Genomic DNA, 22,066 nt, shown 5'->3' on the forward strand with positions numbered 1-22,066 from the left:
GGGTTGATCCAGGCAAACCGGGGTGGCAGGTTTGAGGACTGCTGCGCAGCCCAACGGGGGACAAGCCCCCTCGCCACAGACAAGCCCCCTCGCCACAGGAGGTTGTTCATCCTTGCCACAGGAGGTTCGCCCTTAGCTGAAGGCGCGGAGACTGTGCAAGAGCCAATATGCGCCCGCACGCGCCATCAGCTTAGTTCAATGCGGTCTGCATGAATCACGATCTGGCCTTGCTTGTAAAGGGCGCCAATGGCCTTCTTGAAGTTGCCCTTGCTGACGCCGAACAGACTGCTGATCAGCGCCGGATCGCTTTTGTCGCTGACCGGCAAAGTACCGTTGTTATCACGCAACTTGGCGAGGATCTTCGAGTTCAGGCTGGAGGCGGCTTGTTCGCCCACCGGTTGCAGACTCAGGCTGATGTTGCCGTCGGTACGAATCTCTTTGATATAGCCCTTCTCTTCCTTGCCTGGCCGCAGAAACTTGAACACTTCGTTCTTGTGGATCAAGCCCCAGTGCTTGTTGTTGATGATGGCCTTGAAGCCCATATCGGTGGCTTCGGCCACTAGCAAATCGACTTCCTGGCCTACCGTGTAATTGGCCGGGGTCTTGTCCAGGTAGCGATCAAGGCGCGCGGTGGCGGTGATGCGCTTGGTGTGTTTATCGAGGTAAACATGCACCACGCAGTATTCACCAGCCGTCAGTTGGCGTTTTTCCTCGGAGTAGGGCAGCAACAGGTCCTTGGGCAGCCCCCAGTCGAGGAATACGCCGATACTGTTGACTTCAACTACTTTCAGGCTGGCAAACTCACCCACCTGCACTTTCGGTTTTTCAGTGGTGGCGATAAGTTTGTCATCGCTGTCCAGGTAAATAAAAACGTTAAGCCAGTCTTCATCTTCACTGGGAATATCTTTGGGAATATAACGGTTAGGCAAGAGAATTTCGCCATCTTGCGCACCGTCAAGGTACAAACCAAAGTTAGTGTGTTTAACCACTTGCAAACTGTTGTAGCGCCCGACTAAAGCCATTTCCAATACCCTCATTGCGTGGGCGACATTCTACCCGACTTGGCGGCAGCGGTCCCCTGTCCAGGCCTGCGACGCTGAAAAATCGTGGGGAGCCCAGCCCGTTCTCCGCAAGCCTCCCGCTCGTCAGGTCAAGCGGCCGGGTCCCGACAGTTCCAATTGCGCTTTTTTAGCGTGGCGTTCCCATTTAAAACAGCGAGTTAGGCAGTTTATTTCAACTATCAAAGCGGGCGTGCTTTAACAGCCCGGTTTATTCCCGGGGGATATTTACCAAGCAATTGTCAAGCATTTCATGTACGATGCTTGGCCAAGTTAATTTTCTATAGGTTAGTGGCCGCCATGCGCGTAAAAGCATCCAATAGCAAAGCAAAGCCAGCTCCCGCCGTTGAAACCAGCGAATCGATCAACAACCAAATTGCTGCCTTCCTGAAGTCCGGCGGTGAAATCCAGCAAATTGCCAAAGGCGTGAGCGGCCAGACATTCGGCCCGTCCAAGCAGATCACCCTGGGCAAAAAGTAAGCTGAAAATACCGCGTGCGCATAACACCTGGTCCCTAAGCGCTTTGCCTTTCAAAGCGCTAGGACTGGAGCCCGCAACACCCCTCCTGACTCATCCCGCAGTGCACCAATCGACGAACGGGCCTCATCTCCTGGCTTTCGCCGGTATGCTTGCACACGTCTAGAACGGGCATCTGCCCGGTTCCCCTGTTCCAGCTCCTCGCTTTTAATGGAGTGAAGCGTGCTAAAGCCCTGCATTTTCCTGGTCAGCGCCCTGCTCGCCAGCCCACTTGCCGAAGCGCAGGTTTTCCAGCGTGAATGGGGCGACTTCGACTTGAAGTTGGGCACCACCCCCAGCCGCAGCATGGCCCAAGGCCTGGTACAACCCACCTCCCCCGGCAGTAATTCGTTCCATGGCGGTCTCGATCTTTCCCATGCCAGCGGTCTGTACTTCGGCCAGTTTTCCCCAAGCATGGGCCTCTCTCCCGCGAGTAAACTCGAGGTCGACTCCTACATGGGCTTCAAGCGCCCCTTCGATCAGACCCTGGGCTATGAGCTAGGCATGATTCAATACAGTTATCCCAGGCTGAGCCCACTCGACAGCCAGGCGTTCTACGGCGGCCTGACCGTTCTGGGCAATCGTTTCGGCGTGTCGCTGGGCAATGACCCGGATCGCCGGGACAGTACGCTATTCGCCGACCTCGGCGGCACCCAACCCTTCGGGATCGGCGTCAGCATGCAATACACCACCCATCAATTGGGCAGCCCGGTATCGGTCGAAGATGGCTCCATTCGCAGTTTCAGCGATTGGTCCGTGAAATTTTCCCGGCCCTGGCTGGGCATTGACCTGGACCTGATCTACAGCGATTCCAGCCTCAGCGGCAGCGACTGTTCGGCTTACTCCGGACATAATTCGCAATGTGATGGACTGTTGACCTTGAAGGCCGAGCAGTCGTTTTATTAACGGACTGAACTGTTGCGTCCCTGGCGAGTTCGGATGAACTAATCACGTCTGCGCAAGGATTCGCCCATGTTGCGTCGGTTGAACCTCCTGATGGTCTTGCTGATCCTGAGCATCGTGCTCGCCGGCTGCAACCGCGTAGGCCTGGCCTACCGCAACCTCGACCTGATCATTCCGTGGACCCTCGACGACTACCTGGACATGAACGCCGGGCAAAAGAGCTGGTTCAACGACACACTCGAGGATCACCTGGCCTGGCATTGCACCACCCAATTACCCGGCTATCTGGACTGGCTTGACCGCCTGCAGCAGATGGTCGCAGGCAATCAGGTGACGGACGCCGCGCTTCAAACCCGTACCGCCGAAGCCAAGCAAGCCATCGCCGCAGTCGCCCGCGAAATCACTCCGTCAGCCATCGAGTTGCTGCGCAGCCTGGACGCTCAACAAGTCCGAGAGATGAGCGAAGCGCTGGCCAAAGACCTGCGCAAACGTCAACACGAATACCTTGATCCCCCGCTGGAACAGCAGATAAAAGAACGTGCCGAGCGCATGAGCAAACGCCTGGAAAGCTGGCTGGGCCCATTAAGCGCCAGCCAGCAAAATCGCGTCACCGCCTGGTCAGTCGCCTTGGGCGCGCAGAACCAGCAATGGATCGGCAATCGTGCCCATTGGCAGTCGCAGTTCATTGCCGCGGTGCAACAACGCGCCAGCCGTGATTTCCCGCGCAGGATGGAGCAACTGCTGGTGGATCGCGAAAGCCTGTGGACCGCGGACTATCGCCGAGCCTACGCTCGCACCGAAGCCGAGGCCCGCAGCCTGTTGGTCGATCTGATGGCCGAAAGTAGCGTGCGACAACGACAAAAACTGACGCAACAGATCAGTAAAGTGCGCAGCGACTTTCAGGCACTCCAATGCCTGAAAGGCGCCACGCCCGTCAACGGCTAACCGCAGGCGCCCGCCACGGGCCTTCAGGCAATCGCAGCCTTGGACGCCACCTGCGCAAACGTCGTCGGATCCAGCGCATCCACCTGTTCATCCAGCACCTGTCGCGGGTGGTCATTGCCTGGAATGGAGCTGTCAATCAGCGCCAGCAACTGCGCACCGAGGGGAGTCAGGATAAAGTTCTCCCCATTGCCACCTTCTTCCTCAGGGCGAGACTCGATAAACCCGCGCTTGAATAACAGCGCTTCGTAATCCGCGGCGGTCTTTTTCAGCGCATCCAGATTGCCGGTCGGCTCATCGGCCGCGGCCTTGTCAGCCGCTTCCTGCTCGGCATATTTACGTGGGGCAAAGCTGCCCTCGCCGTTCTGCACTTCGTGCAGCAGGCGTTCGATCAAATCCCAGTTGTAAGTCGTCATCCTGATTCCTCCTTTAGGCATACCGATACGTTGCCCTTCCAAAGGTGTGACACACGGGGTCTGCCGCCGTTCAGCCGGGTGGACGGACGTCATCGCACTGAACTTTCTGCCAGCCCGCACCCTCAACCGACTATCACCGCCACGGAGAGTTGAACGATGAAAACCCTAGTGCAACTGGCTGTCGCCGCAGCCCTGCTCGGCGCCCTGCCCGCGTGGGCCTGCACCCCGGAAGAAGCCACGATCAAGCGTGAGCAGTTGGCCAAGGAAGTCACCACACTCACCCAGCAGAACCCGACCAAAGCCAAGGAAATCAACGATGAGTTGCAGCAAATGGACCTGGACACCGAAAGCGCGAAGTTTCCCGACAAATGTCAGCTGATCGATGCTCGGCTGAAAGAGTTGAAAGAAGCCGCCGCCGAAACCCGGAAGTGAACGCATAAAAAAACCGGACATTGTCCGGTTTTTTTGGGGCCTGCCGGTATTACTCGGCAGCCGGGGCTTCCGGCTTGCGGCGCTTGAGCGGCGCCATGCCGTCCTTGCTGACCAGCGACAGGTTGTCGGTTTTCGGCCGGTTGGCAATCTTGCGCTTGGTCGGCGACTTGCCGCCGGCCTTTTTCTTGTCACCCTTGGCGTCGACCTTTTTCTTCTTCACGCCCACCGCCTTGCCCGACGCCTTGACCTTCTTCGGCCCGGTGTAGGTACCTTTGACTTCCTTGATGGTACGGCGCTCGAAGGATTGCTTCAGGTAGCGCTCGATGCTCGACATCAAGTTCCAGTCGCCATGGCAGATCAACGAGATGGCCAGGCCATCGTTGCCGGCGCGGCCGGTACGCCCGATACGGTGCACGTATTCGTCGCCGCTGCGCGGCATGTCGAAGTTGATCACCATGTCCAGGCCATCCACGTCGAGACCACGCGCAGCCACGTCGGTCGCCACCAGGATCTTCACGCCGCCCTGCTTCAGGCGGTCGATGGCCAGTTTGCGGTCCTTCTGGTCTTTCTCGCCGTGCAGGACAAACGCCTTGTACTCCTGCGCCACCAGGCGGCCGTAGATACGGTCGGCCATGGCCCGGGTGTTGGTGAAGACAATGGCCTTCTGGTAGGTCTCATTGGCCAGCAACCAATTGAGAATCTGTTCCTTGTGCACATTGTGGTCGGCGGTAACGATCTGCTGGCGCGTGGTCGCATTCAGATCGCTGACATTATTGACCTGCAAGTGTTCCGGGTTGTTCAGGACCTTGGCGACCATTTCGCGCAAGGTCGAACCGCCGGTGGTGGCGGAGAACAACATGGTCTGCTGGCGGTTGACGCATTCTTCCACCAGGCGCTGCACGTCGTCGGCAAAGCCCATGTCGAGCATGCGGTCGGCTTCGTCGAGCACCAGCACTTCGACTTCCTTGAGGTCGAGGTTGCCGGCGTTCAGTTGCTCGATCATCCGGCCGGGCGTGCCGATCAGGATGTCCGGCACCTTGCGCAGCATGGCGGCCTGGACCTTGAAGTCTTCGCCGCCGGTAATCAGGCCGGCCTTGATGAAGGTGAACTGCGAAAAGCGTTCCACTTCCTTCAGGGTCTGCTGGGCCAGCTCGCGGGTAGGCAGCAGGATCAGGGTCTTGATGCTGACACGGACTTTCGCGGGGCCGATCAGGCGATTGAGGATGGGCAGCACGAAAGCGGCGGTCTTGCCGCTCCCGGTTTGAGCCGTCACCCGCAGGTCACGCCCTTCGAGCGCGAGCGGGATGGCCGCTGCTTGCACAGGCGTAGGCTCGACAAATTTAAGCTCGGCCACGGCTTTGAGCAGGCGTTCGTGCAGGGCGAATTGGGAAAACACGGGTGCTACCTCGAAGAAATACAAAAAAACAGCTGCATAGGGTAACGGTTTCGGGCGCCGAGGCCGAGTTTCTTTACGCGAACAATGACAATCGGATAGTTTTTTGTGAGGTGATTTGTCTACAACCACAACTTTGCAGCACTTCAGTGCTCTAATTGCCCCGTCATGTCTTACAGAAGAATTGCGTTTATCCATGGATATCAAACAGCTCTGGCTCAACATCCAGGACCTCTGGGGCGCCCTGGACCAACACCCGCTGCTGCATTCAAGCCTGGCTCTGCTGGTGTTGCTGGTGGTGGCACTGATTGTCGGTCGGGTGGCACGCTACCTGATCCTCCACGCCGTTAAACTGCTCGGCCGCCAACCCGCGCTGCACTGGCTCAATGACCTGCGGCACAACAAAGTTTTCCACCGCCTGGCGCAAATGACCCCGTCGCTGGTGATTCAGTTCGGCCTGCATCTGGTACCGGGACTGGGCAAGACCAGCGCGCTGTTCATCGGCAACGTGGCCCTGGCGTTCACCATTCTGTTCCAGGTGCTGGCCTTGAGCGCACTGCTCAACGCCCTGCTGGATATCTATGCGCGTACCGAACATGCCCGCACGCGCTCGATCAAGGGTTACGTGCAGCTGGCAAAAATGGTGCTGTTCATCTTTGGCGCCATCATCATCGTCGCGACCTTGATCGACCGTTCGCCGTTACTGCTGCTGTCTGGCCTGGGAGCCATGTCGGCGGTGATTCTGTTGGTCTATAAAGACACCCTGCTGTCATTTGTCGCCAGCGTGCAATTGACCAGCAACGATATGCTGCGCGTGGGTGACTGGATCGAAATGCCCCAGGTCGGTGCCGATGGCGATGTAGTCGACATCACTTTGCACACCGTCAAGGTGCAGAATTTTGACAAGACCATCGTCTCCATTCCTACCTGGCGCCTGATGTCCGAGTCCTTCAAGAACTGGCGTGGCATGCAGGCCTCGGGCGGGCGGCGGATCAAGCGCAGCCTGTATATCGATGCGGCCGGCGTGCGTTTCCTGCGCGATGACGAAGAAACGCGCATGACCCAGGTCCATCTGCTGACCGACTACGTCAGCCGCAAGCAGGCGGAGTTGAAAGCCTGGAACGAGGCTCAGGGCCACAGTGCGCAGCTATCGGCGAACCGGCGGCGCATGACCAATCTGGGCACCTTCCGTGCCTACGCCCTGGCCTATCTGAAAAGCCATCCGGACATCCAGCCCAATATGACCTGCATGGTCCGCCAGATGCAGACCTCTGCCCAAGGTGTTCCGCTGGAAATCTACTGCTTTACCCGTACCACGGCGTGGGGCGACTACGAGCGCATCCAGGGCGATATCTTCGATTACCTGCTGGCGGTGCTGCCGGAGTTTGGCTTGAGCCTGTACCAGCAGCCGAGCGGCAATGATTTAAGGGCGGGCATTTTACCCGCGGTGCTGGGGGCGAGTCATTTGCCGGTGCCGGAGAAAGCGGCGCTCTGAGGATTGCGGTGCAATTGAGTCGAAGCGCCGATCCGTTACCGCAGCAACGGATAGGCGCCCCTCCACCCGCTCATCCCCGCAAGGCCTTGAGCCTGGCCATCACCCCGGCCGCTGTCTGTTCGCCCAACAACTGCTCACGCACTTTGCCCTTGTCATCAATGATGTAGGTCACGGGCAACGCTTCACTGCGCGGGATATCGAAAATCGCCTCGGGGTTCTGCGCCAGCACGGTGAACTTGATACCCAGCTTTTCACTGGCACTCTTCAGTTCTTCACCCTGCACATTATCGAAGTTGACCCCGAACACGCTCACCGGCTGCCCTTTCAACTGCTCGGCCAGAGCGTTGAGTTCGGGGATTTCGATACGGCAGGGACCGCACCACTCGGCCCAGTAATTGATCACCAGCCATTGCTTGTCGACGCGCTCGGACGCCACTTTCTGGCCATATTGGTCGACGCCGTAATCATTGCCGCAGCCGCTGAGCAGCAGGGTAGTGAGCACTGCCAACGCGCCTATCAGTCGCCGTGTCATGGGGAAATCCTTTGCAAAAAATGAACAAGGGCTGCGGCCTATCGCCTCTTACGGTTTAAGGACAACCCGCAGCGCAGGTAGAATACCCGCCACCTTACGCAAGATGCGACCCGCACATGACCGATCTGACGCTTTATCACAACCCGCGCTGCTCGAAATCCCGCGGTGCGCTCGAACTGCTGGAAGCCCGCGGCTTGACGCCTGCCGTGGTGCGTTATCTGGAAACCCCGCTGGACGCCGCGCAGTTGAAGGCCTTGCTCGGTAAGCTTGGGGTCAGCGCCCGGCAACTGTTGCGCACCGGCGAAGAGGAGTACAAAACCCTCAACCTGGCTGACGCAAGCCTCAGCGACGCGCAGTTGATCGCAGCCATTGCCGAACATCCGAAGTTGATGGAACGGCCGATCCTGGCAACCGCCGATAAAGCCGTGATTGGTCGCCCGCCGGAAAATATCCTGGAGATATTGCCGTGAGCGCGCCTTACATTCTGGTGCTGTATTACAGCCGCAACGGCTCGGTGAGCGAAATGGCCCGACAGATTGCCCGAGGCATCGAACAAGCCGGCCTGGAAGCACGATTGCGCACCGTTCCAGCCATCTCCACCGAATGCGAGGCCATCGCGCCGAGCATTCCGGCAGAAGGCGCGCTGTACGCGAGCCTCGACGACCTGAAGAACTGCTCGGGCCTGGCCCTGGGCAGCCCGACGCGCTTTGGCAACATGGCCGCGCCGCTGAAGTACTTTCTCGACGGCACCAGCAATCTGTGGCTGACCGGCGCGCTTGTCGGCAAACCGGCCGGCGTCTTCACGTCGACCGCGAGTTTGCATGGCGGCCAGGAAACCACCTTGATGTCGATGCTGCTGCCGCTGCTGCACCACGGCATGTTGATCACCGGCCTGCCCTATAGCGAACAGGCCTTACTCGACACCCAGGGCGGCGGTACGCCCTACGGCGCCAGCCATCACTCCGGCGCCGACGGCAAGCGCGTCCTGGACCGGCATGAAATTGCCCTGTGCCGCGCCCTCGGCCTGCGCCTGGCAAGCACGGCGATGAAACTGGAGAGCGGCCGTGGCCAGGAAGCCTAAGATCCTGCCGCCCCAGGCCTGGCTGGAGCCACGGGTCAAAGTGGCGCGAGCGTTGAGCCTGCTGGCGTTTTTCGGCCTGGTGGGCTTGCTGTGTGGCTACTACCTGCTGGTTGCCGACCTGCACGGTGCACGGCCCTGGGTCATCCTGCTGATCGAACTGGTGCCGCTGCTGATCCTCGCGCCGGGGATGATCCTGGGCAGCGCACGCGGGCATTCATGGACCTGTTTTGTGGTCAACCTGTACTTCATCAAAGGCGCGTTGGCCGCCTACGACCCGAACCGACAGTGGTTTGGCGTGCTGGAAATGCTGGCGAGCCTGACGGTCTTCTGCACCGCGCTGCTGTACGTACGCTGGCGGTTCCAGCTGGATCGGCGGTTGGCGGGGGAAGGCCAACCGGCCTGAAGGTTTCGCGAAGCCTGGGTAGATAGCGCCTTGAATCTCACCGAGCAAGCTCGACAACTGCTACGGGGTAACTTATGGCTTGAGATGTGCGCTTGCTCGGCAAGATTCAAGACCTATCTACGGGATACTCCTCCTCACCCGTGCGGTCAGTGATTGACGGTGTAGGCCAACATCATCGACAACTGGCACATCGGCCGCCCACTCTCGGCGTGCCACTGGTTGAACGCGCCCTGCACGGTCGCCAGATCGCGCAGGCTGCTGGGTACCTTGTCGACGATGTTCTGCGCATTGAGCGCTGCCACCACATCGTAGCTCGGTACAAAGGTGTCCTTGCCGACCATGCGCAAAAAGCGCGGCGCCGAGAGTCCGCCCAACTGATGACCGTGCTTGCTGAGGTATTTCCACAGGCCGACGATATCGGTCACCGGCCAGTCGGCGATCAGGGCGCCAAAGCTGCCCTTTTCCTGCTCGATATCGAGGATCATCTGCGCATTGCGCGGCACGCTCTTGAGCTTGCCCAGGTGCCGGATGATGCGCGTATCCTGCATCAGTCGCTCCAGGTGCTCGGCGCCCATCAACACGACTTTTTGCGGATCGAAACCGAAAAACACCTGCTCGAACGCCGGCCACTTGGCGTCTACCACGCTGTGTTTGAGCCCGGCGCGAAACACCCGCAGCGAGAGCGTCGAGAGGTAACGGTCAGCGCTGATCTTGCGCAACTGCGCCGGCGTCTTGGGCACGGGCAGGTGCGCTTCCAGCTCGGCCACTGAACCGAAACGATTCAGACAATATTCGTGCAGCCACTTGTAATCGCGCATGCCCTCTCCTACCGGTTGAAATGAAAACGGCGCCCAGGAGCGCCGTCAGTCAGAGCGTTGAAAAGCCTCAGAGGTTCACCACATTGACGAAACGCGATGCCGCGCTTTCATCGATACGCAGGTTGCTGAAGTCGAACAGGTTGCGATCAGCCAGTTGCGACGGAATCACATTCTGCAGGCTGCGGAAGATGCTTTCGGTACGCCCTGGCGTCTTGCGCTCCCATTCTTGGAGCATCTCCTTGACCACCTGGCGCTGCAGGTTCTCCTGGGAGCCGCAGAGGTTGCAGGGAATGATCGGGAATTGCTTGAAGTCGGAATAGGCCTGGATGTCCTTCTCGTTGCAATACGCCAGTGGGCGGATCACCACATTGCGCCCGTCATCGGCCCGCAGCTTGGGCGGCATGGCCTTCAGAGAGCCGTTGAAGAACATGTTGAGAAAGAAGGTTTCGACGATGTCATCGCGATGATGACCGAGAGCCATTTTGTTCGCGCCGATTTCATCGGCAAAGGTGTACAAGGTGCCACGACGCAGGCGTGAGCACAGCGAACAGGTGGTTTTGCCCTCCGGGATCAACTCCTTGACCACCGAATAGGTGTCTTTCTCGACGATGTGGTATTCGATACCCAATGCCTGGAGATAGGCCGGCAACACATCCTCGGGAAACCCGGGCTGTTTCTGGTCCATATTGACCGCGACGATCTCGAACCTGATCGGTGCGACCTTTTGCAGGTGCATGAGCACATCCAGCATGGTGTAGCTGTCCTTGCCGCCGGACAGGCAGACCATGACCTTGTCGCCCTCCTCGATCATGTTGAAATCAGCCACGGCTTCACCGGCCAGGCGACGCAGGCGTTTTTGCAGCTTGTTCTGGTTAACTGTAAGAGTGCCCATGGCGCTAGGATCCGCGAAAGGTGTGTGACGAAAAGCCGGGTATTTTACGCAAAAAACGCCGCCGGGGCGACGCCGGCCCAGTGGGGGGCTTCTTACAGACCTCACCGCGATTAAGCCCCGTGTTTACAGCGCGATTTGCTCTAAAGCCGCACAGTTTTTCCGGTCATTCATTCCTATACTGCGACATAAGGTCGCACACATATATCCAGACCTTTCAGGCCAATTGGCCGGCGGGCGCTCCGCAGGGGGGCGATGGTAATAACGACAGGAGTGACAGGCATGATCCATCACGTCGTGGGGCTGTTTACTCACCCCGATCAGGAATGGCGGGAAATTCGTGGCGATAAGGAAGAAAGCATCAGCCACATGTACCTCACTCACACGCTGATTCTCGCGGCGATTCCGGCCGTATCAGCCTTTATCGGCACCACCCAGGTCGGCTGGGTCATCGGCGAACGCGCTCCGGTCATGCTGACCCAGGAAAGCGCATTGTGGATGACCATCATGTCGTACCTCGCAATGCTCGGTGGCGTAGCGGTCATGGGTGCCTTTATTCACTGGATGGCGCGCACTTATGATGCAACCCCCAACATGGCGCGCTGCGTCGCATTCGCCACCTACACCGCGACACCGCTGTTTATCGGCGGGCTGGCAGCGCTTTATCCACACTTGTGGCTGGGGATGGTCGTCGGTACCGCTGCCATCTGCTACACCGTGTACTTGCTGTATGTCGGGTTGCCGACCTTCATGAACATCGACCCGGATGAGGGCTTCCTGTTTTCCAGCTCAGTACTGGCAGTGGGCCTGGTGGTGCTGGTGGCGATCATGGCGTTTACCGTGATTGTCTGGGGCTTGGGTGTCGGCCCGATCTACACCAGCTGACCTGGATCGAATCGCAGGAGAAGCCACCGCAAGGTGGCTTTGTGCGTCATGCATGACCATTCGGCGCCTGACAGATTCGGAAACACCCCACGATGCGGCATACTGGATGTCTCTGGAGAGATGTACAGCATGCCCGAGCAACTCAATACCCGCGTCGAAGATTGTTTCCTGCAAGCCGAATCCTTTTTCAAACGAAGCTTCAAACGTCCCCAAGTCAGCCTCAAGCTGCGCGGGCAGAAAGCCGGTGTCGCGCATTTGCACGAGAACCTGCTGCGCTTCAACCCGCAGTTGTACCGGGAAAACAGCCAACACTTCCTCAAACAGACCGTCGCCCATGAAGTGGCGCACCTGATTGCCCACCAATTGTTCGGCGAGCGAATCCAACCCCATGGCGAGGAATGGCAGCTGATCATGCGCGGTGTGTACGAACTGCCGCCTGATCGGTGCCACACGTATGAAATCCAGCGTCGGCGGGTAACTCGCTATATCTACCGCTGCCCGTGTGCCGACAGTGACTTCCCGTTTTCGGCCCAACGCCATGGGCTGGTGAGGCAAGGCCGGCGGTATTTGTGCCGAAAGTGTCGCGAAACCTTGGTGTTTACCGGGGAGACTCGGGTGGAGTGAGGGTTGCGGCATCTGTTCTGGCCTCATCGCGAGCAAGCCCGCTCCCACAGGGGATTGCGGTCAAAATGTGGGAGCGGGCTTGCTCGCGATGAGGCCAGAACAGGCGCTACCCCACCACTTTGGCACCCCGCAACTGGGCTATCCGCTGAGCATCAAACCCCAGCGCCCCCAACACCTCATCACTGTGCGCCCCCACCGCCACCCCAATATGCTGCGGCACCGGCAAGCCCTCGGAAAACTTCAACGGGCAAGCCATTTGCGCCTGTGACGAGCCATCCCCACGGGGCACCTGGCTGACCAACTGCCGGGCCTTCAACTGCGGATGCTCCAAGGCTTCACCAAGACTGAGCACCGGCTCCACGCAAGCATCCACCCCGGCAAACATGTCACACAGCTCCTCAAAGCTATGCCGCTCGAACTCAACCTGCAGCGCCTGTTTGAGAGCCTGCTGCTGCTCGGGTTTGGGCGACAGTCCCTGGGCCGCCAGTTCCGGACGCCCCAACGCGGTACATAACTGCTGCATAAAGGCCGGTTCCAGGCTGCCCACCGACCACCAACGGCCGTCCCGCGAGTGGTAGTAGTCATAAAAGCTGCCGCCATTGAGCACCTGGCTTTCCATCTCCGGCTCCACACCGCAAGCCAGGTAGGCAGCGCCCGCCATGGCATGCAAGCTAAACGCACAGTCGGTCATGCTCACATCCAGATACTGGCCCACTCCGCTCTGTTGTCGTGCGATCACCGCCGCCAACAGGCCGATCACCGCGTGCAGCGAGCCGCCGCCCACATCCGCCACTTGCACACCCAACGGCAACGGGCCGCTGTCGCGCCGTCCGGTGTAACTGGCCACGCCGGACACCGCCAGGTAATTGATGTCGTGACCGGCGCGATCCTTATAGGGACCCGTCTGGCCGTAACCGGTGATGGAGACGTAAATCAGCTTCGGATTGATCGCCTTCAGCGCCTCATACCCCAGGCCCAGGCGCTCCATGACACCGGGTCGAAACTGTTCAAGGAGGATGTCGTAGTCCTTCACCAGTTGCCGGACAATGTCCAGCGCTTGCGGCTGCTTGAGGTCAAGCGCCAGGCTGCGCTTGTTACGATTGAGGTAAGCGTGGCTGGCCGACACGCCACGGTCATGCGGCGGCAATACACGCAACAGGTCCATGCGCGTGGGGGATTCGATGCGCAGCACCTCGGCGCCCATGTCCGCCAGCAACAGCGAGGCGAACGGGCCAGGCAGCAAGGTCGAGAAATCCAGCACTTTGAGGGACGCCAAGGGACCTGACATGGGAGCTCCGTTTCCGTTTCGATGGAATACAGAGTAGGCAGCCTTGGACCGCAGCGGCAATTACCGTAACCCTCATCGACACTGACCGTTGTGCTCGCCCCGTAATCCAACGCATAAAAAAACCCATCCGAAGATGGGTTTTTTGTACGGCCTCAGCGGTTACTTGAGGGCTGGCGCCGGGCCTTCGGCCACACCCAAGTCGTCGAGTTCACGGGTTTCGGAGATACCGGTACCGCCTGAAGCCAACTCGCTGTGCAGCTTGTCAGTGTCCAGTTCCTTGACCCACTTGGCCACAACCAGGGTCGCGACTGCGTTGCCGACCAGGTTGGTCAGGGCCCGCGCTTCGGACATGAAGCGGTCGATACCGAGGATCAGCGCCAGGCCGGCAACCGGCAGGTGGCCGACTGCCGACAAGGTCGCGGCGAGTACGATGAAACCACTGCCGGTCACACCGGCGGCGCCTTTGGATGACAGCAGCAGCACCAGCAACAGTGTGATCTGGTGGGTGATGTCCATGTGCGTGTCGGTTGCCTGGGCAATGAACACCGCGGCCATGGTCAGGTAGATCGACGTACCGTCGAGGTTGAACGAGTAGCCAGTCGGAATAACCAGGCCTACCACCGACTTCTTGGCCCCCAGGCGTTCCATCTTGATCAACATGCGTGGCAGTGCGGACTCGGACGAGGAAGTCCCCAGTACGATCAGCAGCTCTTCACGGATGTAGCGCACCAGTTTCAGCACGCTGAAACCGTGGGCACGGCAGATGCCACCCAGCACGACCAACACAAACAGCACGCAGGTGATGTAGAAGCAGATCATCAACTGGCCCAGCTGCACCAGGGAACCCACGCCGTAGGCACCAATGGTGAATGCCATGGCGCCAAAGGCACCGATTGGCGCGAGCTTCATGATCATGTTGATGATGTTGAACATCACGTGGGCAAAACGATCGATGAAGTCCAGCACCGGTTTGCCATAGGCACCCAGGCGATGCAGGGCAAAACCGAAGATCACCGAGAACATCAACACTTGCAGGATATCGCCATTGGCGAAGGCGCCGACGATGGTGTTCGGGATCACGTTGAGGATAAAGCCGACAATGCTCTGGTCTTTACCGGCGGTGACGTAGGCCGCTACCTTGGAGGCGTCCAGGGTCGAGACGTCAATGTGCATGCCGGCGCCCGGTTGCACGACGTTGACCACCACCAGGCCGATCAACAGGGCAATGGTGGAAACCACCTCGAAGTACAGCAGCGCGTAGCCACCCGTCTTGCCGACCGATTTCATGCTCTGCATACCAGCGATGCCGCTGACCACGGTACAGAAGATGATCGGGGCAATAACCATTTTGATCAGCTTGATAAAGCCGTCACCCAGTGGTTTGAGGGCCACACCGGTCTGCGGGTAGAAGTGGCCGAGCAAAATACCGATAACGATGGCAACGATTACCTGGAAATACAGGGTTTTGTAGAACGGCTGACGAGTCGTCATTGCAAAGTTTCCTCAAGAGTCCCGCGTGGCAAAGATCCGCCATTGCCCACGACACCTGAATTGCGAACCCTCCTGCACTGGAGGGATTTGTTTTGGCGAGCGGCACCGGGCAGCTCTGCCTCTCCTATCGCAAGCGCCATGCCACTTTATGGAAATAGCCTGCAGGCCGTAAGACACAAGGCCTGGGGCTTTGCAGTGGGTGGGACAGCCTCGAAAAAGGCTGGCGGATTTCCGCCCATTCCCCGGGTCTCGTCCTACAATTTGGCGGATATCCGCCTTGTTCGCCGGCAGCCCGATAGCTACCATCGGTCCCTCAATGCACGAGGCCCCCGCATGCGTGAACGCACCATCGCCAGTCATTTCGCCCGCGCGGCCTTGGGGGGCGCGCGCCGGGCTGGCCATGACTATTCGGGGCTGTTGCAGCAAGTGGGCATCACTCCGGAACTACTCGCCGAACCTCGCGCGCGCATTGCGCCGGAACAATTCGCCCGGCTGCTGCAAATGCTCTGGCTGGCGCTGGATGACGAATACCTGGGATTTGCCGAAGGACCGAGCAAACGGGGCACCTTTGCCATGATGTGCCACGCGCTGATCCACTGTCGCACCCTGGAAAAGGCGCTGGAGCGCGGTTTACTGTTTTACGGCCTGTTCCCCCAAGGGCCGCGCTGGCATCTGACGCGCGAGGGCGACATGGCACGCTTGAGCCTGGATGACTCGCAGCTGTGGGATCCGGATCACTTTTTGAGCGAATGCCTGCTGGTGATCTGGCACCGTCTTGGCAGTTGGCTGATCGGCCAGCGCATTCGCCTGGAACAGGTGACTTTCAGCTACCCGATGCCGGCCCATGGCGGCGAGTATGATCTGCTGTTTCCTTGCGCCCTGATGTTCAACGCGCCCAGCAGCAGTCTGCTGTTCCACAACCGCTACCTGAACTTGCCGCTGCTACAGGACGAGCGCACCCTCAAACACTTCCTCGAACGCTCGCCCGCCGACCTGTTGTCACGGCCGGATGAAGGCGACAGCCTGAGCAGCCAGATACGTCGTCTGTTGAGTCGCGACCGCACGCCCTGGCCGGACCTGGAAGCCGTGGCCCAGCATCTGCACATCAGCGCGCAAACATTGCGTCGGCACTTGCGGGAGGAAGGCACCAGCTTTCAGGCCCTCAAGGATGAACTGCGTCGGGATATTGCGATTTATCATCTGGGACGGGCGGACCTGTCGCTGCAGGAGATCGCCGAGCAATTGGGGTTTTCCGAGCCTTCGGCGTTCCATCGGGCGTTCAAGAAGTGGACCGGGTTGACGCCGGGGGCTTATCGGGCGCAGGGAGGGTAAAGCGTAAAGCCAGCCCTCACCCTCTCCCGGAGGGAGAGGGGACCGAGCGGGGGATATTGGCGTTTTACTGTGACCTGAAAGAGCGGCTTTGAATCCATAATCAATACGGTTTTTCAGGTCGCCCATTTTCTCAGCACACTTCGGTCAATCCCCTCTCCCTCCGGGAGAGGGTTAGGGTGAGGGCGGCTTTTGCCCTGCCTCTCACACCGCAGGAAAATGAATCCTGAACGCCGCCCCGCCCAAGGGCGAATCCCCCAGGGTCAACCGCGCACCGTAGCTTTCTATGATGTCCTTGACCACCGCCAACCCGATCCCCTGCCCCGGGTGCTGGCGATCCAGGCGCTCTCCCCGTTGCAGAATCCGCGCCCGCTGGTCCGGCGGTACACCCGGACCGTCATCTTCAATGCACACGCGAATCCCATCCAGGCCCTCGTCCAGCGTGATGCGTACCTGGCTCAGGCACAGTCGATAGGCGTTTTCCAGCAAGTTGCCAAGCAACTCCAGCAAGGCACCCTGTTCGATGGGCACCTCGCATTCGTCCGGCAGATCGAAAGTCACCGCCACCTGTTTGTCGCGGTAAACCTTGCCCAGGGTGTCACACAGGCTTTGCAGCACCGGGCGCAGTTGCACCTGATGGCGTACCAGGCCGCTTTTGCGCAGGCTGGCGCGTTGTAATTGGTAGCTGATCTGCTGGCTCATGCGCTCGATCTGCGATTGCAGGACCCTCGCTTGATCCCGCTCCTCAGGACGCTGCGCCATGTCCTCACTCACCCCTTGCAAGACCGCCAGCGGGGTTTTCAGGCTGTGGGCCAGGTCATCCAGGGAATCGCGGTAACGGCTACGCTGCTCGCGTTCGCTGTGGAGCAAGCGGTTGAGGGATCCGGTCAGGCGCAGTAATTCCCGAGGGTGCTGTTCACTGAGGCTTTCGCGGGTGCCGCCTTCGATTTCATCCAGCTCCTGGCTCAAGCGCCGCAGCGCCCGCAAGCCCCAGCTCAGACCAAACCAGAGCAGGGTCAGGAGCACCAGCAAGGCGGCGCCAAACCCCAGGTACAGGTTTTCCCGCAGGCCTTCGAGGGTCAGTTGATATTCGCGCACCGGTTGCAAGGCGACGATGCTGAACGCCGCGCTCTTGCCCCCCAGCAGCTTGACCTCGACGTCATAGACAAAGAATTCCTGGCCATCGGCCTCGCGAATTCTTGCGAACTCGTTGCCGCGCCCGTCGTAGCGCGGCCGGTAGTTGATGTTTTCTGCCTGCGACGCGCGTGAGCGCCAGACCAGATGACCTTCGCGGTCATAGATGTAACCCAGCAGACGGCTGTCGGTCAGGTTGAAGCGCTCATCGGGCAATTGCGCGGGCATCAGCAAACGGTTGTTGTCGACCCGCGCAGCCGAAATCAATGTCGTCACGTCCGACGCCAGGCGCTGCTCGATGGAGTCCTGCAACGCCAGACTGAAGGCCCCTTGCATCGCCGGCAGTAAAGCGAGCATGAACAACACGGCCAAGATCGCGGCCGCCAGCATCAGGCGCACACGTAACGAGCGAATCAACGGCAGCGCTCGTTAAACAGGTAACCCAGGCCACGTACGGTGTCGATCGGCTTGAAGCCGGCCGGGGCCTCGAGTTTGCGACGCAGACGCCCCACCAGCACTTCGATGACGTTCGGATCACGTTCGTCGTCATCGGGATACAGTTGCTCCATCAATCGATCCTTGGCCACCACTTGTTGATGATGACGCATCAGGTATTCGAGGATCCGGTATTCGTAGGCGGTCAGCGCCAAGGGTTGTTCGTCAAGGGACGCCTGCTTGCGGTTAAGGTCCAGCAGCAGCGGCCCGGCGACAATCGTCGACTGGGTAAAACCGCTGGAGCGGCGCAGCAACGCGTTCATCCGCGCCTCCAGCTCCTCGAACTGGAACGGCTTGACCACATAATCGTCAGCGCCGGCGGCCAGGCCTTCGACCTTGTCCTGCCAGTTGCCGCGCGCCGTGAGGATCAGGATCGGAAAGCTCTTGCCCTGGGTACGCAGTTGCCGGATCAGGTCCAGGCCGCCCATGCCCGGCAAGCCCAGGTCGATGATCGCCAAGTCATGATTGAATTGCCCGGTCTGGTACAGCGCCTCTTCGGCATTGGCCACGGCTTCGACCACGTGACCGCTGTCGGTAAGGCGGGTCAACAGGTGATGACGCAGCAGCGCCTCATCTTCGACAACCAGCAATTTCATAACACCCTCCAAGGTCAATCGACTGTCCCACAGGGAAACATCATAGCGGCCCTGAAGGTCTTGCTCGCACAGTTTACGGCGGTTGAACTGAACGCTGTCTGAACCACCCGCCCACCCGCCGGGCTACCCAGGTGCATCCCGATCCATGCAGAATAGCCGGCATGAATTCATTACCTGCCTGCTGCACCCCATTAGATGCCCACTGGCCACTGCCCGAACCGCTTCCGGGCACGGTGTTTCTGAGCACCCGATTCGATCCGGCCTTATTGGCTGCCGGCGATTTTCAACGCTGCGCGGTGCCTCCCCCGGCCAGCATCCAGCGTTCGGTGGCCAAGCGCCAGGCCGAGTTTCTCGCCGGCCGGCTGTGCGCCCGTGCCGCGCTGCGAGCGCTTGAAGGCTTGGACTGCATTCCGGCCATCGGCGACGATCGCGCGCCGGTATGGCCGGGTCATATCACCGGCTCGATCACCCACAGCACCGGCCACGCCGCGGCTATCGTCGCGCACAAGACACAATGGCGCGGGCTGGGCATGGACCTGGAGAATGTGCTGTCGCTTGAGCGGGCCGAACGCCTGGCCGGGGAAATCCTCACACCGGATGAGTTGCAGCGCATGGCGGCCGCCCCACGGGAACAGATTGCGCGGCGAGTGACCCTGACTTTCTCGGCCAAGGAAAGCCTGTTCAAGGCGCTCTACCCTATTGTGCAGAAGCGCTTTTACTTTGAGCACGCCGAGCTGCTGGAGTGGTCTGATACCGGCCACGCACGGCTAAGGTTGCTGACAGACCTGTCTGATGAGTGGTGCCACGGCAAGGAGCTGGAGGCGCAGTTTGTGGTGCAGGGCGAGCAATTGCTGAGCTTGGTGGCTATCAAGACGCCGTAGTGAAACCTACCGGGCAAGGTCCAGCTGCTACGGGGCCCCCACGTGTCAGGTTTTTTCCTGATAGCGCGGCCAGCTCAAGCTGAAACAGGCACCGCCCAGGTTATTGCTCTTGCTGATCAACGCCCGCCCGCCGTGCCAATGGATGATCCGTCGGACAATCGACAAGCCCAGGCCGTGACCGCCCGAAGCACGGGTGCGGCTATCGTCCAGGCGCAGGAACGGCGTGAAGATCCGTTCCCAGGCGCTTTCCGGCACGCCCGGACCGTCGTCTTCGACATCTATCCGGCAACGTATCTGCCCGACTTGATAACTGATCAATACCCTGGACTGGGCGTGGCGCATCGCATTGCTCACCAGGTTCTGCAGGGCACGGTGCAAATAGCGCGGCTCGGCCTCGACCCAGGCCCCATCCAAGTGCGCCGATGCCAGACAAATACCCCGGTCTACCGCGATCTCGGGGCGCAACGGCGCCAGTTCACCGATAACCTGATCCAGCAAGGCACTGAGATCGACCCGCTGGAAACTCAGGGCCGGTGATCCCTGCTCAAGGCGCGCATAGGTCAGCATTTCGTCCACCAGGCCATCCAGGTCCTGGATATCGCTGTCCATGCCGTCCATGTACTTGCGCCGGGCCTCGGGCGTCGCGGCTTCAGCAATCATCTCGAGACCAAAACGCAGGCGCGCCACCGGCGTACGCAGCTCGTGGGACACCGCCCGCACCAGTTCGCGCTGGATCGCCAACAAACGCTGCAAATGCTCGGCCATGCCATTGAAGGCGGCTGCCAGTCGCCCTACCGAATCGGCCCCGCGCGTCGGCACCCTGACTTCCAGGTTGCCTTTGGCAATGCGTGTGGCTGCAGCTTCCAACCCGCGCAGGCGCCGCTCCAGCTGACGCACCAGGAAATACACGATCAAGCCAATCAGGGTCAGGCCAATCAAAGCGATCAACACCAACCATTGCACCGGATACGGGTTCATCTGGTACAGCGGGCCGATCTCCAGCACCCACGGCGTACCGACCATGCCGGCAAACACCCGGATCGAATCGCCGCCCTTGCCCAGCGCCATGACAGTATCGCCTTCAGCCACGCGGCGGCGCTGGTCGTCATCCATGTCAGCCTGGTCCAGCGCGACCAAATGTATATCGAAACCAAAGCCCTTGGCCTGTTTCAGGTCGGCCAGGCGTTGCGGTTGCTCGGCGTCCGGGAAACGCACCAGCTCATCGGCCAACAGGTAAATGGTTGCGCGGGCCAATTGCTCACTGATTTGTTGCACCTCGCCAGTGAGTAACAGCTGCTCTTTTTCACTGACCAGGCGCATGACTTTGGCCGCATGCGGCCCAGTCTGCTCGACCAGCACCTGGCCGCGCTGCAGGCGATTGCGCTGGCTCAGGTCCAAGTGGGCATCGGCCACCTTCTGCAGTTCCAGGGGAATCCCCAGCAGGCGCTCCCACACCGCCAGGGCGCGTCGGCGCTCAATGGCACTCATCGGCTGCAGGTTGTCACCCATCAGGGCGAACGTGCCATGGGCCAGGCGCTCGCGATACTGGCCACTGCGCACTTCGTTGAGCAGGTGCAAGGCCAGCACCCCCAGCAGGGCCACCAGGATCAGCGCCGCGCACATGCCGCCGTAGATGCGCAGAAAGATGGAGTTCACGGGCGCAAGTCAGCGGCAGCTTCGGGGACGAACAGGTAGCCTTTGCTGCGGATCGTCTTGATCAGCCGTGGGTGGATCGGATCGTCACCGATTTTCGGGCGGATCCGTGAAATACGCACATCGATGGAGCGGTCCTGGCCGTCGTAGCCAATGCCGCGCAAGGCGGTGAATATTTCTTCCCGGGACAGAATGCGACCGGCATTGACCACCAACAGCCACAACAGGTCGAACTCGGCGCTGGTCAATTCGATGCCGGCCTCGTGCAGCCAGGCTTCGCGCAGGGCATTGTCCACCACCAGCGGCCCGAATTGCAGGCGCCGCTGCTGTTGCGGCGCGGCAGGTTCCGCACTGTCGCTGCGACGCAATAAAGCCTGGATGCGTGCCAGCAACAGGCGCGGACGCACCGGCTTACAGACGTAATCGTCGGCGCCCATGTCCAGGCCCAGTACCTGGTCCATGTCATCGGTACGCGCAGTCAACATCAGGATCACCCCGTCGTAGCGCGCGCGCACTTTGCGACAGATGCTCAAGCCGTCTTCGCCTGGCAGCATCAGGTCGAGAATCACCAGGTCGGGTTGCTCGGCGATGATCCGGGCCGCGGCCAGCGCGCCGTTCCCCTCCACCGCGACGCGCAGGCCGTTGCTCTGCAGATAGTCCCGGGTCAGTTCGGCCAGGCGCTGATCGTCTTCGACTATCAGTACCTGCCAGGCTTCTTGTTCCACGGGTGATCCTCGTTTTTATAAGAAATTTGTCAGGGCAGCGCACTGCATTTGTAATGTAATCAGGGCATAACACTGATCAATAGCAAG

General features: G+C 60.0%; 24 protein-coding genes. 12 read left to right on the plus strand and 12 right to left on the minus strand.

The features are described from left to right. Positions 1–185 precede the first annotated feature (185 nt). The gene (locus AC6CIA_RS25330; RefSeq protein WP_498315831.1) at positions 186–1,022 is read right to left on the minus strand and encodes a CvfB family protein; all 837 of its coding nucleotides are present in this window, start codon (positions 1,020–1,022) and stop codon (positions 186–188) included. A 336-nt stretch (positions 1,023–1,358) separates the two neighbouring features. Here AC6CIA_RS25330 and AC6CIA_RS25335 point away from each other — a divergent pair, with 336 nt between their 5' ends. The 3 genes from AC6CIA_RS25335 to AC6CIA_RS25345 all read left to right on the plus strand — a co-directional run bounded on the left by AC6CIA_RS25335 (position 1,359) and on the right by AC6CIA_RS25345 (position 3,422). After that, positions 1,359–1,538: a PFL_1563 family small protein gene (locus AC6CIA_RS25335; protein WP_007946007.1), complete on the plus strand. Its 180-nt coding sequence runs from the start codon at positions 1,359–1,361 to the stop codon at positions 1,536–1,538. 219 nt (positions 1,539–1,757) lie between these two features. Then, on the plus strand, positions 1,758–2,480 hold the full coding sequence (locus AC6CIA_RS25340; protein ID WP_498315832.1) for a TorF family putative porin: 723 nt from the start codon (positions 1,758–1,760) through the stop codon (positions 2,478–2,480). Positions 2,481–2,546: 66 nt separating this feature from the next. Continuing rightward, a complete protein-coding gene (locus AC6CIA_RS25345; protein ID WP_498315833.1) occupies positions 2,547–3,422 on the plus strand; it encodes a DUF6279 family lipoprotein in 876 nt (291 codons plus the stop codon). A 23-nt stretch (positions 3,423–3,445) separates the two neighbouring features. On the opposite strand, the gene AC6CIA_RS25350 is transcribed toward AC6CIA_RS25345, so the two are convergent. Continuing rightward, on the minus strand, positions 3,446–3,835 hold the full coding sequence (locus tag AC6CIA_RS25350) for a transcriptional regulator (RefSeq protein ID WP_498315834.1): 390 nt from the start codon (positions 3,833–3,835) through the stop codon (positions 3,446–3,448). A gap of 156 nt (positions 3,836–3,991) precedes the next feature. On the opposite strand from AC6CIA_RS25350, the gene AC6CIA_RS25355 reads away from it, so the two are divergent. Continuing rightward, positions 3,992–4,267 (plus strand): hypothetical protein, encoded by a 276-nt coding sequence (locus tag AC6CIA_RS25355; RefSeq protein WP_339528778.1) that lies wholly within the window; start codon positions 3,992–3,994, stop codon positions 4,265–4,267. A gap of 49 nt (positions 4,268–4,316) precedes the next feature. Here the strand turns inward: AC6CIA_RS25355 and AC6CIA_RS25360 are convergent, their stop codons facing one another. Next, the gene (locus AC6CIA_RS25360) at positions 4,317–5,663 is read right to left on the minus strand and encodes a DEAD/DEAH box helicase (protein WP_084379427.1); all 1,347 of its coding nucleotides are present in this window, start codon (positions 5,661–5,663) and stop codon (positions 4,317–4,319) included. 193 nt (positions 5,664–5,856) lie between these two features. Here AC6CIA_RS25360 and AC6CIA_RS25365 point away from each other — a divergent pair, with 193 nt between their 5' ends. Beyond that, complete coding sequence (locus tag AC6CIA_RS25365) at positions 5,857–7,155, plus strand: mechanosensitive ion channel family protein (protein WP_498315835.1); 1,299 nt, start codon at positions 5,857–5,859, stop codon at positions 7,153–7,155. 70 nt (positions 7,156–7,225) lie between these two features. Here the strand turns inward: AC6CIA_RS25365 and AC6CIA_RS25370 are convergent, their stop codons facing one another. Then, positions 7,226–7,687, minus strand: coding sequence for a TlpA family protein disulfide reductase (locus AC6CIA_RS25370; RefSeq protein ID WP_498315836.1), 462 nt, complete (start codon positions 7,685–7,687; stop codon positions 7,226–7,228). A gap of 116 nt (positions 7,688–7,803) precedes the next feature. Between AC6CIA_RS25370 and arsC the strand changes: the two genes are divergently transcribed. The 3 genes from arsC to AC6CIA_RS25385 are packed head-to-tail and all read left to right on the plus strand — an operon-like array spanning position 7,804 to position 9,171. Next, positions 7,804–8,157: an arsenate reductase (glutaredoxin) gene (gene arsC, locus AC6CIA_RS25375; RefSeq protein WP_339528591.1), complete on the plus strand. Its 354-nt coding sequence runs from the start codon at positions 7,804–7,806 to the stop codon at positions 8,155–8,157. Further along, positions 8,154–8,768 carry an NAD(P)H:quinone oxidoreductase gene (gene wrbA, locus AC6CIA_RS25380; protein WP_339528590.1) on the plus strand — a complete coding sequence of 205 codons (615 nt, stop codon included), beginning with the start codon at positions 8,154–8,156 and terminating at the stop codon, positions 8,766–8,768. The genes arsC and wrbA overlap by 4 nt, the downstream gene beginning before the upstream one ends. After that, positions 8,752–9,171 carry a DUF2069 domain-containing protein gene (locus AC6CIA_RS25385; RefSeq protein ID WP_498315837.1) on the plus strand — a complete coding sequence of 140 codons (420 nt, stop codon included), beginning with the start codon at positions 8,752–8,754 and terminating at the stop codon, positions 9,169–9,171. The genes wrbA and AC6CIA_RS25385 overlap by 17 nt, the downstream gene beginning before the upstream one ends. A gap of 146 nt (positions 9,172–9,317) precedes the next feature. On the opposite strand, the gene AC6CIA_RS25390 is transcribed toward AC6CIA_RS25385, so the two are convergent. Both AC6CIA_RS25390 and ttcA read right to left on the minus strand, forming a co-directional pair. Further along, positions 9,318–9,989 carry a DNA-3-methyladenine glycosylase I gene (locus AC6CIA_RS25390; protein WP_498315838.1) on the minus strand — a complete coding sequence of 224 codons (672 nt, stop codon included), beginning with the start codon at positions 9,987–9,989 and terminating at the stop codon, positions 9,318–9,320. Positions 9,990–10,056: 67 nt separating this feature from the next. Then, positions 10,057–10,881, minus strand: coding sequence for a tRNA 2-thiocytidine(32) synthetase TtcA (gene ttcA, locus AC6CIA_RS25395; RefSeq protein WP_498315839.1), 825 nt, complete (start codon positions 10,879–10,881; stop codon positions 10,057–10,059). Between the two features lie 279 nt (positions 10,882–11,160). Here ttcA and AC6CIA_RS25400 point away from each other — a divergent pair, with 279 nt between their 5' ends. Both AC6CIA_RS25400 and AC6CIA_RS25405 read left to right on the plus strand, forming a co-directional pair. Continuing rightward, entirely contained in the window at positions 11,161–11,763 is a 603-nt protein-coding gene (locus AC6CIA_RS25400; protein WP_084379435.1) for a Yip1 family protein, read from the plus strand. A 129-nt stretch (positions 11,764–11,892) separates the two neighbouring features. After that, on the plus strand, positions 11,893–12,387 hold the full coding sequence (locus AC6CIA_RS25405; RefSeq protein ID WP_498315840.1) for a SprT family zinc-dependent metalloprotease: 495 nt from the start codon (positions 11,893–11,895) through the stop codon (positions 12,385–12,387). Between the two features lie 106 nt (positions 12,388–12,493). Here the strand turns inward: AC6CIA_RS25405 and AC6CIA_RS25410 are convergent, their stop codons facing one another. Both AC6CIA_RS25410 and AC6CIA_RS25415 read right to left on the minus strand, forming a co-directional pair. Beyond that, entirely contained in the window at positions 12,494–13,675 is a 1,182-nt protein-coding gene (locus AC6CIA_RS25410; protein ID WP_498315841.1) for a CaiB/BaiF CoA transferase family protein, read from the minus strand. A gap of 159 nt (positions 13,676–13,834) precedes the next feature. Continuing rightward, entirely contained in the window at positions 13,835–15,166 is a 1,332-nt protein-coding gene (locus tag AC6CIA_RS25415; RefSeq protein ID WP_339528584.1) for a dicarboxylate/amino acid:cation symporter, read from the minus strand. Between the two features lie 333 nt (positions 15,167–15,499). Here AC6CIA_RS25415 and AC6CIA_RS25420 point away from each other — a divergent pair, with 333 nt between their 5' ends. Next, positions 15,500–16,498 (plus strand): AraC family transcriptional regulator, encoded by a 999-nt coding sequence (locus tag AC6CIA_RS25420; protein ID WP_498315842.1) that lies wholly within the window; start codon positions 15,500–15,502, stop codon positions 16,496–16,498. 201 nt (positions 16,499–16,699) lie between these two features. On the opposite strand, the gene AC6CIA_RS25425 is transcribed toward AC6CIA_RS25420, so the two are convergent. Next, positions 16,700–18,046, minus strand: a complete 1,347-nt coding sequence (locus tag AC6CIA_RS25425; protein WP_498315843.1) for an ATP-binding protein — start codon at positions 18,044–18,046, stop codon at positions 16,700–16,702. Further along, complete coding sequence (locus AC6CIA_RS25430) at positions 18,043–18,720, minus strand: response regulator (RefSeq protein WP_339528581.1); 678 nt, start codon at positions 18,718–18,720, stop codon at positions 18,043–18,045. The genes AC6CIA_RS25425 and AC6CIA_RS25430 overlap by 4 nt, the downstream gene beginning before the upstream one ends. A 161-nt stretch (positions 18,721–18,881) precedes the next feature. Here AC6CIA_RS25430 and AC6CIA_RS25435 point away from each other — a divergent pair, with 161 nt between their 5' ends. Next, complete coding sequence (locus AC6CIA_RS25435; RefSeq protein ID WP_498315844.1) at positions 18,882–19,601, plus strand: 4'-phosphopantetheinyl transferase family protein; 720 nt, start codon at positions 18,882–18,884, stop codon at positions 19,599–19,601. Between the two features lie 45 nt (positions 19,602–19,646). Here the strand turns inward: AC6CIA_RS25435 and AC6CIA_RS25440 are convergent, their stop codons facing one another. Beyond that, entirely contained in the window at positions 19,647–21,257 is a 1,611-nt protein-coding gene (locus AC6CIA_RS25440) for an ATP-binding protein (protein ID WP_498315845.1), read from the minus strand. Then, entirely contained in the window at positions 21,254–21,979 is a 726-nt protein-coding gene (locus AC6CIA_RS25445; RefSeq protein ID WP_498315846.1) for a response regulator, read from the minus strand. Before AC6CIA_RS25445 ends, AC6CIA_RS25440 begins: the two co-directional genes overlap by 4 nt. Positions 21,980–22,066: the final 87 nt, after the last annotated feature.

The sequence above is a fragment of the Pseudomonas sp. GQ91 genome (genome assembly GCF_059758795.1).